At 61.8% G+C, this 12,850-nt stretch carries 15 protein-coding genes; 4 read left to right on the top strand and 11 right to left on the bottom strand.

Going from position 1 to position 12,850, the window contains the following annotated elements; genetic code table 11:
• Positions 1-46: 46 nt before the first annotated feature.
• On the top strand, positions 47-496 hold the full coding sequence (locus IOC61_RS01955) for a hypothetical protein (protein ID WP_195687206.1): 450 nt from the start codon (positions 47-49) through the stop codon (positions 494-496).
• A 9-nt stretch (positions 497-505) separates the two neighbouring features.
• Here IOC61_RS01955 and IOC61_RS01950 read toward each other — a convergent pair whose 3' ends face one another.
• From IOC61_RS01950 to IOC61_RS01915, 8 genes are all read right to left on the bottom strand, one after another.
• The gene (locus IOC61_RS01950) at positions 506-1,234 is read right to left on the bottom strand and encodes a SanA/YdcF family protein (protein WP_195687205.1); all 729 of its coding nucleotides are present in this window, start codon (positions 1,232-1,234) and stop codon (positions 506-508) included.
• 68 nt (positions 1,235-1,302) lie between these two features.
• Complete coding sequence (gene sufT / locus IOC61_RS01945) at positions 1,303-1,875, bottom strand: putative Fe-S cluster assembly protein SufT (RefSeq protein ID WP_195687204.1); 573 nt, start codon at positions 1,873-1,875, stop codon at positions 1,303-1,305.
• Positions 1,876-1,958: 83 nt separating this feature from the next.
• The gene (locus IOC61_RS01940; protein WP_195687203.1) at positions 1,959-3,215 is read right to left on the bottom strand and encodes a cysteine desulfurase; all 1,257 of its coding nucleotides are present in this window, start codon (positions 3,213-3,215) and stop codon (positions 1,959-1,961) included.
• Between the two features lie 46 nt (positions 3,216-3,261).
• A complete protein-coding gene (gene sufD, locus IOC61_RS01935) occupies positions 3,262-4,611 on the bottom strand; it encodes a Fe-S cluster assembly protein SufD (protein ID WP_195687202.1) in 1,350 nt (449 codons plus the stop codon).
• A complete protein-coding gene (sufC, locus tag IOC61_RS01930; RefSeq protein WP_195687201.1) occupies positions 4,608-5,360 on the bottom strand; it encodes a Fe-S cluster assembly ATPase SufC in 753 nt (250 codons plus the stop codon). Before sufC ends, sufD begins: the two co-directional genes overlap by 4 nt.
• 44 nt (positions 5,361-5,404) lie before the next feature.
• Complete coding sequence (gene sufB, locus IOC61_RS01925; protein WP_195687200.1) at positions 5,405-6,847, bottom strand: Fe-S cluster assembly protein SufB; 1,443 nt, start codon at positions 6,845-6,847, stop codon at positions 5,405-5,407.
• A 70-nt stretch (positions 6,848-6,917) separates the two neighbouring features.
• Positions 6,918-7,382 carry an SUF system Fe-S cluster assembly regulator gene (locus tag IOC61_RS01920; RefSeq protein ID WP_132045088.1) on the bottom strand — a complete coding sequence of 155 codons (465 nt, stop codon included), beginning with the start codon at positions 7,380-7,382 and terminating at the stop codon, positions 6,918-6,920.
• Between the two features lie 199 nt (positions 7,383-7,581).
• Positions 7,582-7,923: a zinc ribbon domain-containing protein YjdM gene (locus IOC61_RS01915; RefSeq protein ID WP_195687199.1), complete on the bottom strand. Its 342-nt coding sequence runs from the start codon at positions 7,921-7,923 to the stop codon at positions 7,582-7,584.
• A gap of 131 nt (positions 7,924-8,054) precedes the next feature.
• On the opposite strand from IOC61_RS01915, the gene IOC61_RS01910 reads away from it, so the two are divergent.
• Positions 8,055-8,963: a complex I NDUFA9 subunit family protein gene (locus IOC61_RS01910; protein ID WP_195687198.1), complete on the top strand. Its 909-nt coding sequence runs from the start codon at positions 8,055-8,057 to the stop codon at positions 8,961-8,963.
• A gap of 24 nt (positions 8,964-8,987) precedes the next feature.
• On the opposite strand, the gene gloA is transcribed toward IOC61_RS01910, so the two are convergent.
• Genes gloA through IOC61_RS01895 form a run of 3 tightly spaced genes read right to left on the bottom strand, consistent with a single transcriptional unit; the run spans position 8,988 to position 11,785 of the window.
• Positions 8,988-9,521: a lactoylglutathione lyase gene (gene gloA / locus IOC61_RS01905; RefSeq protein ID WP_195687197.1), complete on the bottom strand. Its 534-nt coding sequence runs from the start codon at positions 9,519-9,521 to the stop codon at positions 8,988-8,990.
• Positions 9,522-9,580: 59 nt separating this feature from the next.
• Complete coding sequence (locus IOC61_RS01900; RefSeq protein WP_195687196.1) at positions 9,581-11,164, bottom strand: GMC family oxidoreductase; 1,584 nt, start codon at positions 11,162-11,164, stop codon at positions 9,581-9,583.
• A gap of 51 nt (positions 11,165-11,215) precedes the next feature.
• Positions 11,216-11,785: a twin-arginine translocation signal domain-containing protein gene (locus tag IOC61_RS01895; RefSeq protein WP_195687195.1), complete on the bottom strand. Its 570-nt coding sequence runs from the start codon at positions 11,783-11,785 to the stop codon at positions 11,216-11,218.
• Positions 11,786-12,030: 245 nt separating this feature from the next.
• Here IOC61_RS01895 and IOC61_RS01890 point away from each other — a divergent pair, with 245 nt between their 5' ends.
• A complete protein-coding gene (locus tag IOC61_RS01890) occupies positions 12,031-12,315 on the top strand; it encodes a ribbon-helix-helix domain-containing protein (RefSeq protein ID WP_195687194.1) in 285 nt (94 codons plus the stop codon).
• 300 nt (positions 12,316-12,615) lie between these two features.
• A partial coding sequence (locus IOC61_RS01885; RefSeq protein ID WP_195687193.1) for a transposase occupies positions 12,616-12,850 on the top strand: 235 nt, incomplete at its 3' end.

Genomic DNA, 12,850 nt, shown 5'->3' with positions numbered 1-12,850 from the left:
GTGTTTTCCCCGCCACAATCTGCGTCACCAAAGGGGGTGACCGCTCATGTTTCTCGACAATCGCCAGGTGGCGATGGACAGCGTGCTGGAAGCGCTGGCTGACAGCATCGACTACTTTCAGGACAATCTGGAGCGCCTGAGGCCGTCGCTGCGCGACGCACTCAAGCCGCACTACGAGGCACGCAGCCGGTCCATGCGCGAGCTGCAATCACTCGCCCGGGAGCATCTCAACATGCTGCCGCGGGACGCCGATGTCGAGCGCGATGACTACATGTGGCTGTGGAGCCGATTGAAGAGCTTCGTCGGCAACGAACGCCAGGTGGTGATCGGCGAGCTGCTGGAGCAGGAGCGGGTGCTGATGCAGTCGCTCTCCAACCTGATGACCCACCCCCTGCCCGACGAGCTGGAGTCGAAGGCGGAGGAGTGCTGGAAGGGTTGTCGGGCGCTGATCCGCGAGCTCTATGCCCTGCAGAAGACGCGGGACAAGCGGCGCTGAGGCCCCTTCTCAGCGCTTCTCACCCGACGGTGTATCGGCCGCCCAGCCCTCCTGGCCAGCCTCGCCCCCCCGCGGGGTGATGACCAGTGGCTCGCGGGGTCCCAGGAAGTAGGGCTCACGCTCCCACAGATAGAGGTCTCCCAGGGTAGCCAGTCGCGCTACCCACTCCCGTGTCGCCAGCCGCCACTGCCCCTTTATATTCCGCCCCTTCACCGCGCAGCCCTGGGCCTCGATCCCCAGCGCCTCGGCGATAAACAGTGCCCGCGGCAGATGCCACGCCTGGGTGATCAACAGCGCACGCTCCACGCCGAACACCTCACGCGCCCGAGCCAGGGTATCGAAGGTGCTGAAGCCGGCATAGTCCAGCGTCATGGCCGTTTCGGGTACCTCACGACCACGCAGGTCTCGCCACATGGTGATGGGTTCGTTGTAGGAGAGGGTGCGATTGTCACCGGAGAGCAGCAGATGGTCGATGCGCCCCAGGCGCAGCAGGCGGGCCGAGGCGCTCATGCGCGCCTCGAAGTAGGGGTTGCGGGTTCCGCTGCGGGTCCAGTGGGAGGTACCGAAGACGATACCGACCCGCTCGGCATGGCACTGAGGAAGGTGATAGTCGATGCGTTCGCGGGTCTGCCCCAGCACCCACAGGTTGGCCACCAGCAGCAGGAGTCCCGCCATCAACACCAAGGTGCCCAGCGCCATCAGGACGGCCCGAAGGATCCGCCATGCCACCCGCTTCATCGGCACCTCCTGTTCCCTGGACGCCCTCCCTCGCGGGTCGATCACCGCGGGGTCAACGGCGCGAGCCGCTAGAACATGCCGAGCTCGAGCTTGGCCTCGTCGCTCATCATCTCACGGCTCCAGGGCGGATCGAAGACGATCTCCGTATGCACCTTGCTGACCTGTGGGGCGCCCAGGATCTTGTTGCGTGCATCGGCAGCGATCACATCCCCCATGCCGCAACCGGGGGCGGTCAGCGTCATGCGAATGGTGACGATACGCTCGCCGCTGATCAAGCGCTCGATCCGACAGCCATAGACCAGGCCCAGATCGACGATATTGACCGGAATCTCGGGGTCGAAGCAGGTGCGCAGCTGGTCCCACACAAACTGCTCGAGCTCCTCATCCGTGGCATCTTCATGCAGGGTCGGGCGCGGCATGGCCTCGAGACCCACGGCATCGAGATTGGCGCCCTCGATCAGGTAGAGGCGCCCCTCATAGCCCACGCTGAGCGTGCTGCCCTTGGCCTGCATCACGCTGACCATGCTATCCTCGGCAAGCGTCACGCTGTTGCCGAAGGGAATGGCGATCACCTCCACATCACGCTGCAGGGGCAGCTCCTGCCCCTTGTGAAGACTCGCAATCTGCTCGATGTCGCTCATGGCGTTCCTTTTCTAGCGGTTCCTTGCCCGACCATTGCTTGCCCGACCATTACTTGTCCGATCATTGCTTGCCTGACCATGGCTTACCTGACCATGCCGATCACGCGCTCCAGGGCATCGGCAAAGATGTCGATCTCGTCCAGGGTGTTGTAGGCGGCAAACGACGCCCGGCAGGTCGCATCGACACCGAAGTGGGCGAGCAGCGGTTGAGCACAGTGGTGGCCGGTGCGAATCGCCACCCCGAGCTGGTCGATCAGCAGGCCGATATCCTGGGCGTGGGCACCATCGACCACGAAGGAGAGCACTCCGGCCTTCTTCGGCGAGGTCCCCAGGATACGCAGGCCGTCGATGCGCAGGACCCGCTCGGTGGCATGGGCCAGCAGCCGCCCCTCCCAGGCGCCGATCGCCGCGACCCCGACGCCACTCACCCACTTCAGTGCCTCGCCAAGGGCGATCACCTCGGCAATGGCCGGCGTGCCGGCCTCGAACTTGTGGGGGATCTCGGCGAAGGTGGTCTCGGCCTCGAAGGAGACGGTGGCGATCATCTCTCCCCCTCCCTGCCAGGGCGGCATCGCCTCGAGCAGCTCGGCCTTGCCATAGAGCACGCCGACCCCGGTGGGGCCGTAGACCTTGTGACCGGAGAAGGCGTAGAAGTCGGCATCGAGATCGCGCACGTCTACCGCCTGATGGGGCGTGGCCTGGGCACCATCGACCAGGATCCGCGCGCCATGGGCATGGGCGATGGCCGCCACTTCCTTGACCGGGTTGACGGTTCCGAAGGCGTTGGAGACATGGTTGACCGCGACCAGCCGGGTGCGCTCGCTGAACAGCTCGCGATAGGCCTCGAGATCCAGCGTGCCATGGGCGTCTACCGGGATCACCTTGATGGTAAAGCCGATATCGGCGGCCAGCAGCTGCCAGGGCACGATATTGGAGTGGTGTTCGAGGCGCGAGATAAGCACCTCGTCACCGGCCTGGAGGTTGACACGCCCCCAGCTGTTGGCCACCAGGTTGATCGCCTCGGTGGTACCACGGGTGAAGATGATCTCGCGGCTATCGGCGGCATTCAGGAAGCCGCGCACCGTCTCCCGGGTACCCTCGAAGGCAGCGGTGGCCTCATCCGCCAGGGTGTGCAGCCCACGGTGAATGTTGGCGTTGTAGCCACCGTAGTAGGCGGTGAACGCGTCGATCACCTGCCGCGGGGTCTGGCTGGTCGCCGCATTGTCGAGATAGACCAGCGGCCTGCCATGCACCTGGCGCGTGAGAATCGGAAAGTCGGCGCGGATCGCCGCGACGTCGAGGGTCGACGTCGCGGGGGCGCGGGTAGCCAGATCGGTCATGGCAGGCTCCTCCTCAGGATATCGCGGTCGCTCTCACTCATGACCCTTACTCATCACCCAGGGCCACGGCGGTTTCCACCAGCCCGGCCAGGTTGAAGCGCTCGGGCAGCTTGCCGGCGACGGCGAGCTCCACACGCTCGGCGATGGCATCCAGGCCCACCGCCTCGAGCACCTCACCCGCGAAGGCCAGGGTCAGGAGCCCTCGAGCGGTCTGGCGATCGATTCCGCGAGCGCGCAGGGCATAGATCGCCTCCTCGTCGAGCTGTCCCGTGGTGCAGCCGTGGGTGCACTTGACGTCATCGGCGTAGATCTCGAGCTCGGGCTTGGCATCGATCTCGGCGCGATCGGAGAGCAGCAGGTTGGCGTTGCTCTGGAAGCCTTCGATCTTCTGACTGTCGGGCTTGACCACCACCTTGCCGTTGAACACGCCATGCGAGCGATCGTCGAGGATGCCCTTGTAGTTCTCGTTGGAGAAGGTGCGCGGCGCATTGTGGTTGGCCAGGGTGTGGCTGTCGACATGCTGGCGACCCTCGCCATAGAACAGGCCGTAGAAGTCGCTGGTCGCGTTCTCGCCATTCAGCTCGCTGATCAGGTCGGTGCGCACCAGGGCGCCCCCCAGGTTCAGGTTGAACGAGGTATAGCGGCTGTCACGGGCCTGCTCGACATGGATCGACGCCACATGCAGATCGGCGAGCGGCGCCTCCTGAAGCTTGTAGTGAGTGAGCATGGCGTTACGCTCGAGGATCACTTCCGCCACCAGGTTGGTGAAGTTGGCGGCGCCCTCCTCGCCCACATGATGCTCGACCAGGGTCGCCTCACTGCGCCCGCCGGCCTGGACCAGAACGCGGGGATGGCTCATCACCGGCGCCTCGCCGTTACGGGAGAGGAACTGCAGGATGATCGGCTTCTCGACCACGGTGCCCGGCGCCAGGCGCAGCACGGCGCCCTCCTCCATAAAGGCGGTGTTCAGCGCCGAAAAGGGCGAGAACTCGACCCCGGTGAGGCGCCCCAGCGGTCCGCCTACCGCCTCGTGATTCTCGGCCAGTGCCACCGACAGGGGCTGCAGGGAGACGCCCTCCGGCAGACCATCGAGCTGCGACAGCGACGCCGAGAAGATGCCGTCGACGAAGGTCAACCGATAGGCATCGATGGGCAGGGTCAGCGTCGCCGCGCTGGCCGGGGAGAAGTCGGCATCGGCGGCCAGGGCGAAGTCACCCCGGGCGATGGCGCGAACATCGGTATACTTCCACGCCTCGTCGCGGCGAGTGGGAAAGCCCATCGCCTCGAAGCGGGCCGCGCCGGCCTGCCGACGCGCGGCAATCCAGGTCGGCTCGCCAGCGCGGTCAGCACGCGCCTCGGCCAAACGGTCGAGAAAACGCTGTGTATCTTCACTCATGCGACGGACTCCTCCAGCACCCAGTCATAGCCACGGGATTCGAGCTCGCGAGCCAGGTCCGCGTCGCCGCTCATGGCGATGCGGCCGTCGACGAGCACGTGAACCCGGTCGGGCACGATATAGTCGAGCAGGCGTTGATAGTGGGTCACCAGCAGGATGGCCCGCTCCTCGGAGCGCAGCGAGTTGACGCCATCGGAGACGACCTTCATGGCATCGATGTCGAGGCCCGAGTCGATCTCGTCAAGCATCGCCAGGCGCGGCTCCAGCACCAGCATCTGCAGGATCTCGTTGCGCTTCTTCTCGCCGCCGGAGAAGCCTTCGTTGACGGAGCGCTGCAGGAAGCTGGCGTCCATCTGCATGAGCGCCGCCTTCTCCTTGATCAGCTTCATGAACTCGGGAGCCGGAATCTCGCCGAGCCCCTGAGCCTCGCGCTTGGCATTGAGCGCGGCCTTGAGCAGATAGATGTTCTTGACCCCCGGGATCTCGACCGGGTACTGGAAGCCCAGCAGCAGGCCCGCACAGGCACGCTCCTCGACGGACATCTCCAGCACGTCCTGGCCGTCATAGGTGATGCTGCCGCTGGTCACCTCATACTCTTCCCTGCCGGCGATGACCGCCGAGAGGGTCGACTTCCCGGAGCCGTTGGGCCCCATGATGGCGTGCACCTCGCCGGCATTGATGGTCAGCGACAGACCCTTGAGGATTTCATTACCCTCGACGGAAACGTGTAGATCCTTGACTTCGAGCATCGTGAATACCTTTTGATTCAAATAAGCGATTGGCAACAGTGTGATCAGCCGACGGAGCCTTCGAGGGTGACCCTGAGCAGCGCTTCGGCCTCGACGGCAAACTCCATGGGCAGCTCCTGGAAGACGTCCTTACAGAAGCCGTTGACGATCATGCTCACGGCGTCCTCCTCGGAGATGCCGCGGCTCTGGCAGTAGAAGAGCTGGTCATCGCCGATCTTGGAGGTGGTGGCCTCATGCTCCACGGTCGCGGTGCTGTTGCCGATCTCCTGATAGGGGAAGGTGTGGGCGCCACACTGATCACCGATCAGCAGCGAGTCACACTCGGTAAAGTTACGCGCGCCCTTGGCACGGGGACCGATCTTCACCAGGCCGCGATAGGACTGGTTGCTGCGCCCGGACGAGATCCCCTTGGAGATGATGCTGGAGCGAGACCCCTCGCCGATATGAATCATCTTGGTGCCGGTGTCGGCCTGCTGGCGGCCACCGGTCACTGCCACGGAGTAGAACTCGCCGATGCTGTCCTTGCCGCGCAGCACGCAGGAGGGGTACTTCCAGGTGATGGCGGAGCCAGTCTCGACCTGAGTCCAGCTGATGCGAGAGCGGTCGCCACGGCAGTCACCGCGCTTGGTGACGAAGTTGTAGATACCGCCCTTGCCATCCTCGTCGCCGGGATACCAGTTCTGCACGGTGGAGTACTTGATATAGGCATCGTCCAGCGCCACCAGCTCGACCACCGCCGCGTGCAGCTGGTTCTCGTCGCGCATCGGCGCGGTGCAGCCCTCCAGGTAGGAGACCTGGGCGCCCTCCTCACAGATGATCAGGGTGCGCTCGAACTGCCCGGTATTCTCGGCATTGATGCGGAAGTAGGTGGAGAGCTCCATGGGGCAGGTCACGCCCTTGGGCACGAACACGAAGGAGCCGTCGGTAAACACCGCCGAGTTAAGCGCCGTGAAGTAGTTGTCGGTCTGGGGCACCACGGTGCCGAGATACTGCTTGACCAGCTCCGGATACTCCTGCACCGCCTCGGAGATGGAGCAGAAGATCACCCCGGCTTCGGCAAGCTTCTCCTTGAAGGTGGTGGTCACGGAGACCGAGTCGAAGACGGCATCTACCGCCACGCCGGCCAGGGCGGCGCGCTCATGCAGCGGGATCCCCAGTTTCTCGTAGGTCTCGAGCAGCTTGGGATCCACCTCATCGAGGCTCTGGGGACGATCCTCGGGGCGCTTGGGCGCACTGAAGTAGGAGATGGCCTGGTAGTCGATAGGCGGAAAATCGAGGTGAGCCCAGGAGGGCGGCGTCATCTTCAACCAGGCACGATACGCCTTGAGACGCCACTCGAGCATCCACTCCGGCTCGCCCTTCTTGTTCGAGATAAAGGCGATGACGTCCTCGTCAAGGCCCGGCGGTAGCGTCTCGCTCTCGATGTCGGTCACGAACCCTTCTTTGTATTCGCGACGGACAAGCTGTTCCATTTCTTCAGTTGCCATGATCTCTCCCCTCCCGGACATTGGGCCGGCGAGACGGGCTCGCCGATTGAATCTGATGAAACTTGGGTGCTCAGGCCGTATCGGCGGCCAGGCTCACGCTCTGGATGGGCAGCTGTACCGGCAACTTGATCGGCGTGGGGCTGGCCAGATGTGCCAGGGTCACGCTGCCGAGCAGGGTGCGCACACCCAACGATACGCGCTGCCAGTTATCGGCGACGCCACAGGTGGCGGCCAGTTCACAGTCGCCATCGTCATGACTGCACTCCGTCATCGCCACCGGCCCTTCGATGGCGGTGATGATATCGATAGTGGTGATCTCGGAGGCAGGCCGTGCCAGCGAATATCCCCCCAGGGCACCGCGGCGAGACTCGAGCAGCCCCGCCTTGACCAGCATCTTCAGCGTCTTGCTGACGGTGGGATGCGGTAGCTGGACGGCCTCGGCGAGATCGGCCGCGGCCTGGGGATGCTCGGGGTGACGAGCAATCTGGGCCATCACCACAGCGGCGTAGTCGGTCAGCCGCGAGAGCTTGAGCATGGCGAGCCTCCTGTGGACGAACGGCCCAGCGATATGCCGTGCCTCAATAGCGGACCATTTTAGTCCCATATGATTTCGATGTGAAGCCCGCCCCGCGAATTCCCTTATCCAGCCGGCAGGATAGCGGCATGATCGACGCCGATAGCATCAATAAACGCAATCGTTATCATTTGCGAAAACTATCAGCGGCTCGTCTGGGTCAGGCCTTTTTCACGAACTGGGACTTCAGCTTCATGGGGCCGACACCCTCGACCTTGCAGTCGATATCATGATCACCCTCCACCAGCCGAATGCTCTTGACCTTGGTGCCCACCTTTACCACCTGGGAGGAGCCCTTGATCTTGAGGTCCTTGATCACCGTGACGCTGTCGCCATCGGCCAGCAGGTTACCGTTGGCATCACGCACCTCGAGGCCAGTGTCGACGGCCTCGTCACCCGCTTGAGCGGACCACTCATGGCCGCACTCGGGACAGACATATTGGATGCCGTCCTCGTAGGTATAGGGAGAGTTACAGGCAGGACAGGCGGGAAGTTCGCTCATGACAGGCTCCAGACGAGGTGGGATGAAGGCTGCCAAGCCTACACCGCGGCGCTGCGGGTCTCCAGCGGGCACATGACGGCCAGGGCCCGGCCTGGCAGGATTGACCCATCCAATATGTAGAAGGAAGCAGCATGCAGGAGGGTCCAACCACGGTTTTCGGTGGCACCGGTTTCCTCGGCCGCGCCATCGTGCGCGAGCTGGTGGAGGCGGGCCGCCCGGTGCGCATCGCCTCGCGCCACCCGAGTCTGCCCGCATGGCGCGAGCCCGGAGACCGGATCGAGGCCATGACCTGCGACATTCGCGACGAGGCACAGGTCGCGTCGGCCCTGGAGGGCAGCACCGCCGCGATCAATGCCGTCAGTCTCTACGTGGAGCAGCGCCGGGCGGGGCTGACCTTTACCGCGATCCATGAACAGGCCGCCGGCCGCCTGGCAGGAATGGCGCGGGAGGCCGGCATCTCGCGGCTGGTGCATGTCTCGGGGATCGGCGCCGATGCCCGCTCCCCCTCCGCCTATGTGCGTGCCCGGGCCGCCAGCGAACAGACCGTGCTCGAGGCCATGCCCAAGGCGACCCTGCTGCGTCTCGGCGTACTGTTCGGCCCCGATGATGCCCTGCTGGCTAACCTCGCCCGGCTGGTACGCCTGCCGCTGGTGCCGCTGTTCGGTCACGGGACGACCCGCCTGCAGCCGGTGCATGTAGATGATGTGGCCCGTGCCGCGGCACGCCTCACCGCGACACGCCCCGTCGAACGCCGACTCTTCGAGCTCGGTGGGCCCGAGGTATTGACCTACCGGGAGCTGGTCGAGCGTGTGGCGGCTCAACTCGAGCGCCATCCGCGACTGCTGCCGCTGCCCTTCTCCGCCTGGCGCCTCGCCGCCGCCCTGCTCTCCCCGCTCCCCTCACCGCCCCTGACGCGGGACCAGGTACTGCTGATGCAGCGCGACAACCTCGCCGACCCGGACGCGGGCAGCTTCGCCGACCTCGGTATCATGCCGCGTACACTTACTGACAGCCTGCCGCGCTGCCTGGCGAAAGACTGAGAAGCCGGGCAAGAGTCAGGAAAATCAGTCGCCCAATGAGCCGAGGCGGCCAGCCTGAACTACTTCAATCCAATAACCATCGACATCCTTGATGAAAATCACATCTTTCATCTTGCCTTGGTCTGAGCGCTTGACGAATTCGACATCGTTGGCAACGAACCAGGCCTCAGCAGCTGTTAGGTCCGGCACACTGAAGCAGATGTGACCGAATCCCTGAGGCTCGGCATTACCGTCATGATAGATGCGCCCCTCTTGACTCTCGGTACCCCAATTGTGGGTCAGCTCAAGTACGCCACGCTGTTTGAAAGTCCAGACGGTGCGCTCACTCACATCATCGGGAACGGACTCACCGGCTTCGGGACGTGCCAAGAAGTAGAGTGAGAACTGCATTGCCTCGAAGTCGAGCCGGCGCAGCACTCGCATGCCAAACACCCGGGTATAGAACCTTAGAGACGCCTCAGGGTCTTTTATTCTCAACATGGTGTGATTGAGGCGAAAGCCTTCGGCCTCGGATGGAGGTGCATGAACGCCAGGATACTGTTCACCAGAAAAACTCATTTCACAACTCCTTGACTAATTCAAAGTAGAAAAAAGGGCAGACATGCTATGGGCTTACATCAGACAGCCCCCTGCCTCATCAGCTGGCCGATGTGTTCGGCCTGTCGGATGGCCAGGGATACAATCGTCAGGGTCGGGTTCTCTGCAGCGGAGGTGGTGAACTGACTGCCGTCGGAAATGAAAAGGTTGGGAACCTCATGGGTCTGGCCATAGGAATTGCAGACACCCTCTTCGGGGCGTTCACTCATCCGGCAGGTGCCCAGGTTATGTGTTGAGGGATAAGGCGGCACCTCGTAGATATCTCTGGCTCCCACCGAGCGGTAGAGCTCTGCGCCCTGCCGATAACCATGCTCGCGCATGGCAATGTCGTTGGGGTGATCATCATAATGGACATTTGCAACAGGCAGCCCGTATCGGTCGGTAACATCAGGGCTGAGGGTTACTCGGTTGCTTTCTTGGGGTAGGTCTTCGCCCACCAACCACATGCCCGCCATGTTCTCGTACTGATCTAGCGCCCCTGTAAAGCGCGACCCCCAAGCTCCGGGATCTAAGAAGGCCGCCATGAACGGCAGGCCCAGAGACAATGTCTCCATCTCGTACCCACCGACGAAGCCGCGCTCAGGGTCGTGATGGGCCTCGTCAGAAATGATGCCAGCCATGGTTGTGCCGCGGTACATGTGCACGGGCTCCTCGAAGGTGGCATAAACCGACCCGGTCATGTGGCGCATGTAGTTGCGCCCCACCTGGCCAGAGCCATTAGCAAGACCCTCCGGGAACAAGTTGCTAGCCGAATTAAGCAGTAGGCGAGGCGTTTCGAGGGAGTTACCGGCTACCGATACCAGGCGTGCCCACTGTCGCTGCTCATTGCCCTCAGCATCGAAGTAGACCACCGCCGTTACTCTGCCACGTTCATCATGTTCAATTCGTGCCACATGGGACTCGGGGCGAAGCTCTAGGTGACCAGTGGCGATGCCCTCAGGCAACTCGGTGTAGAGGGTCGACCACTTAGCCCCAGTTTTGCATCCCTGAAAGCAAAACCCCCTCTGCTGGCAGGCAGCGCGACCAGCACGTGGCTCGCTGTTGATAGCCATATGTCCGGTGTTACATGAGTAGCCCAACATCTTGGCGCCGTTATACATCACCTTGAAGTTATTATTTCCGGGCAGCCCCTTGTTGTCGTTGGTGCGCGTTACCCCCATTCGCCGTTCCGCGCGATCGTAGTAGGGAGCCAAATCATTGTAGGTAAGGGGCCAATCGAGTAGGTTGGCGCCCGTCACCTTTCCATAGGTTGAAAGGGCAGCAAACTCGTGAGGCTGAAAGCGTAAGCTTGCACCTGCCCAGTGTACGGTAGTCCCACCTACCGCCTTAACGATCCACGCTGGCAGGTTGGGGAAGTCCTTCGAGATTCTCCAGCTACCCGAAGTAGTGCGAGCATCAAGCCAGGCAAGCTGAGCAAAGGAGGCCCACTCATCGGCCAAGAAGTCAGCTGTGGTGTGTAAAGCACCAGCTTCCAGCACCACCACGTCAATGCCCTGTTGGGCCAGCTCATTAGCCAGGGTACCACCGCCAGCACCCGAACCGATTACTACGACAACACTGGCATCGTCATGAGCGAAGGTCTTCTGGTTGTCAGTCATTGCCATCTTGGTATCTCCATAAGCATTATTGTTCTGGTGACGATGATCGCGTCTACGTCAAGCCGTGGGCTCCTCAAAGGGCAGGTAGCCACCCTGAGGCTGGGGTGGGTCGGGTAGCCAGGTGAGGTCGTTGAAGCCCTTGCTTAGATAGCCACCGTCACCCTCGGCACCTTCATAGCCGAAGTGGGCGAAAGCTAAGGGATTGTCATAAAGCGAAACCACGGCATCACCGCGGATAGCTTCAAAGAAAGGCGTACCAGCCATGGCGGTAAGATGATCAAGCTGAGAGGCACCATCCAGCGCTAGCCAGTCACCGCCGGCAGATTTTTCGAGCTCTGCGATACCGTTACTAAGTGTATTGAGCAAGTTATTATCACTAGCTTTTCGGTCAAGGCTCTTCACTACGTAGGCATAAACAGCATCCTCTAAACCCGAGTGTGGGAAAATCTGTTTGACAACCCCCAGTAGCACTTCTCCTTGATGTGTGCTAAGTGAATCGAGTGGCATGGCCCAGCTACGCGAGGGGGCCAATAGAGCGATAGGTCCGCTAGCAAGGGCCAGAGTACCGGCCAGAACACCACCGCTCGCTTTGAGAAAGACGCGGCGTGATAGAGTGGATGAACTCATGACTGACCTCTCGTAATCAAGGCTCAATACCAAGGCAGTATTGGGCCGATAGCAATTTTTGTGGGGTGACCGCCTGGGGCAAGAAGCTGACTTGAGACTAGACGTAGCAAGCATCCATCGGGTAACAGCGGGCTACTACATCTACGAAGGTCTAATGCTCAAGTGCTGTCTTAGGCGGCAATGTCAGTGAATAGCAAGCATAATTCGCCTTCAGCCTGCAGACACACCTTTCAGAGAGAGAACATATGTGCCACGTCTATGCGTCAACCGATCCATGGCGTTATGAATGCACCACACGTTCGATACGCTTGCAGGGCAGCGTGACCAGTATCCGGTTGGAAAACGAGTTCTGGGAAATTCTCGACCAGCTAGCCCAAGATCAGCGACTATCTACTGGTCAATTCATCAGTGAGCTGTATGGCGAGGTCATAGCAACCAAAGGCACAGTGCCAAATCTTGCTTCCATGCTGCGCGTAGCCTGTGCCGTGCATCTACACATCCGCGCGGAGCCTGCTGCACACAGAGCATGAAATCTGAGCTCTCCCACAGGATTCAACAGCTTACACATGTATCTAACCTTGCGCTCGTTAGCTATTACGAGCTTGAGCGCCATCGGTCTAGGTATCTGCTCGTAAAGCTCACCAAATCCTAGTCAACCCTAATGTTGTAATAGAAATGACTAGCACTCCTTGCTCGCTAGGCTCGAGGTGCTGACCTACCGGGAGTTGATCGAGCGTGTGGCGGCTCAACTCGAGCGCCATCCGCGACTGCTGATCTTGCCTACCAACAGTGAACACCCCGTTAAGGCAGTACACTGAACGAGGTGCCCCATGGCAAGGCAAGCAACGTCGATGAAGAAGACCCGTACCCGTTACTCCCAGGCCTACAAGGATGAAGCCCTGGCGCTCGCTGACCGTGTTGGTGCCAGTGCCGCCGCTCGTGAGCTGGGTCTTCAACCCAGCCAGCTCTACCAATGGCGATCCAAGGCTCAGCAGCAGCAGAATGCCTCGGCTCGCGAGCAGGCCTTGGCGGAAGAGAACGCGAGGCTCAAGCGTCAGTTGGCTG

Origin of the sequence: Halomonas sp. KAO (genome assembly GCF_015595025.1) — a bacterium.
Lineage (GTDB): Bacteria > Pseudomonadota > Gammaproteobacteria > Pseudomonadales > Halomonadaceae > Halomonas.
Note: the sequence above shows the minus strand (reverse complement) of the source record. Positions and strands in the feature narration are given on the sequence as shown.

Coding starts and splice junctions, on each gene's coding strand:
- IOC61_RS01895 (WP_195687195.1), bottom strand. CDS start 11,785: ATGAGTTCATCCACTCTATCACGCCGCGTCTTTCTCAAAGCGAGCGGT.
- IOC61_RS01900 (WP_195687196.1), bottom strand. CDS start 11,164: ATGGCAATGACTGACAACCAGAAGACCTTCGCTCATGACGATGCCAGT.
- IOC61_RS01915 (WP_195687199.1), bottom strand. CDS start 7,923: ATGAGCGAACTTCCCGCCTGTCCTGCCTGTAACTCTCCCTATACCTAC.
- gloA (WP_195687197.1), bottom strand. CDS start 9,521: ATGAGTTTTTCTGGTGAACAGTATCCTGGCGTTCATGCACCTCCATCC.
- sufB (WP_195687200.1), bottom strand. CDS start 6,847: ATGGCAACTGAAGAAATGGAACAGCTTGTCCGTCGCGAATACAAAGAA.
- sufT (WP_195687204.1), bottom strand. CDS start 1,875: ATGAGCGACATCGAGCAGATTGCGAGTCTTCACAAGGGGCAGGAGCTG.
- IOC61_RS01920 (WP_132045088.1), bottom strand. CDS start 7,382: ATGCTCAAGCTCTCGCGGCTGACCGACTACGCCGCTGTGGTGATGGCC.
- IOC61_RS01910 (WP_195687198.1), top strand. CDS start 8,055: ATGCAGGAGGGTCCAACCACGGTTTTCGGTGGCACCGGTTTCCTCGGC.
- IOC61_RS01950 (WP_195687205.1), bottom strand. CDS start 1,234: ATGAAGCGGGTGGCATGGCGGATCCTTCGGGCCGTCCTGATGGCGCTG.
- IOC61_RS01955 (WP_195687206.1), top strand. CDS start 47: ATGTTTCTCGACAATCGCCAGGTGGCGATGGACAGCGTGCTGGAAGCG.
- IOC61_RS01890 (WP_195687194.1), top strand. CDS start 12,031: ATGTGCCACGTCTATGCGTCAACCGATCCATGGCGTTATGAATGCACC.
- sufD (WP_195687202.1), bottom strand. CDS start 4,611: ATGAGTGAAGATACACAGCGTTTTCTCGACCGTTTGGCCGAGGCGCGT.
- sufC (WP_195687201.1), bottom strand. CDS start 5,360: ATGCTCGAAGTCAAGGATCTACACGTTTCCGTCGAGGGTAATGAAATC.
- IOC61_RS01940 (WP_195687203.1), bottom strand. CDS start 3,215: ATGACCGATCTGGCTACCCGCGCCCCCGCGACGTCGACCCTCGACGTC.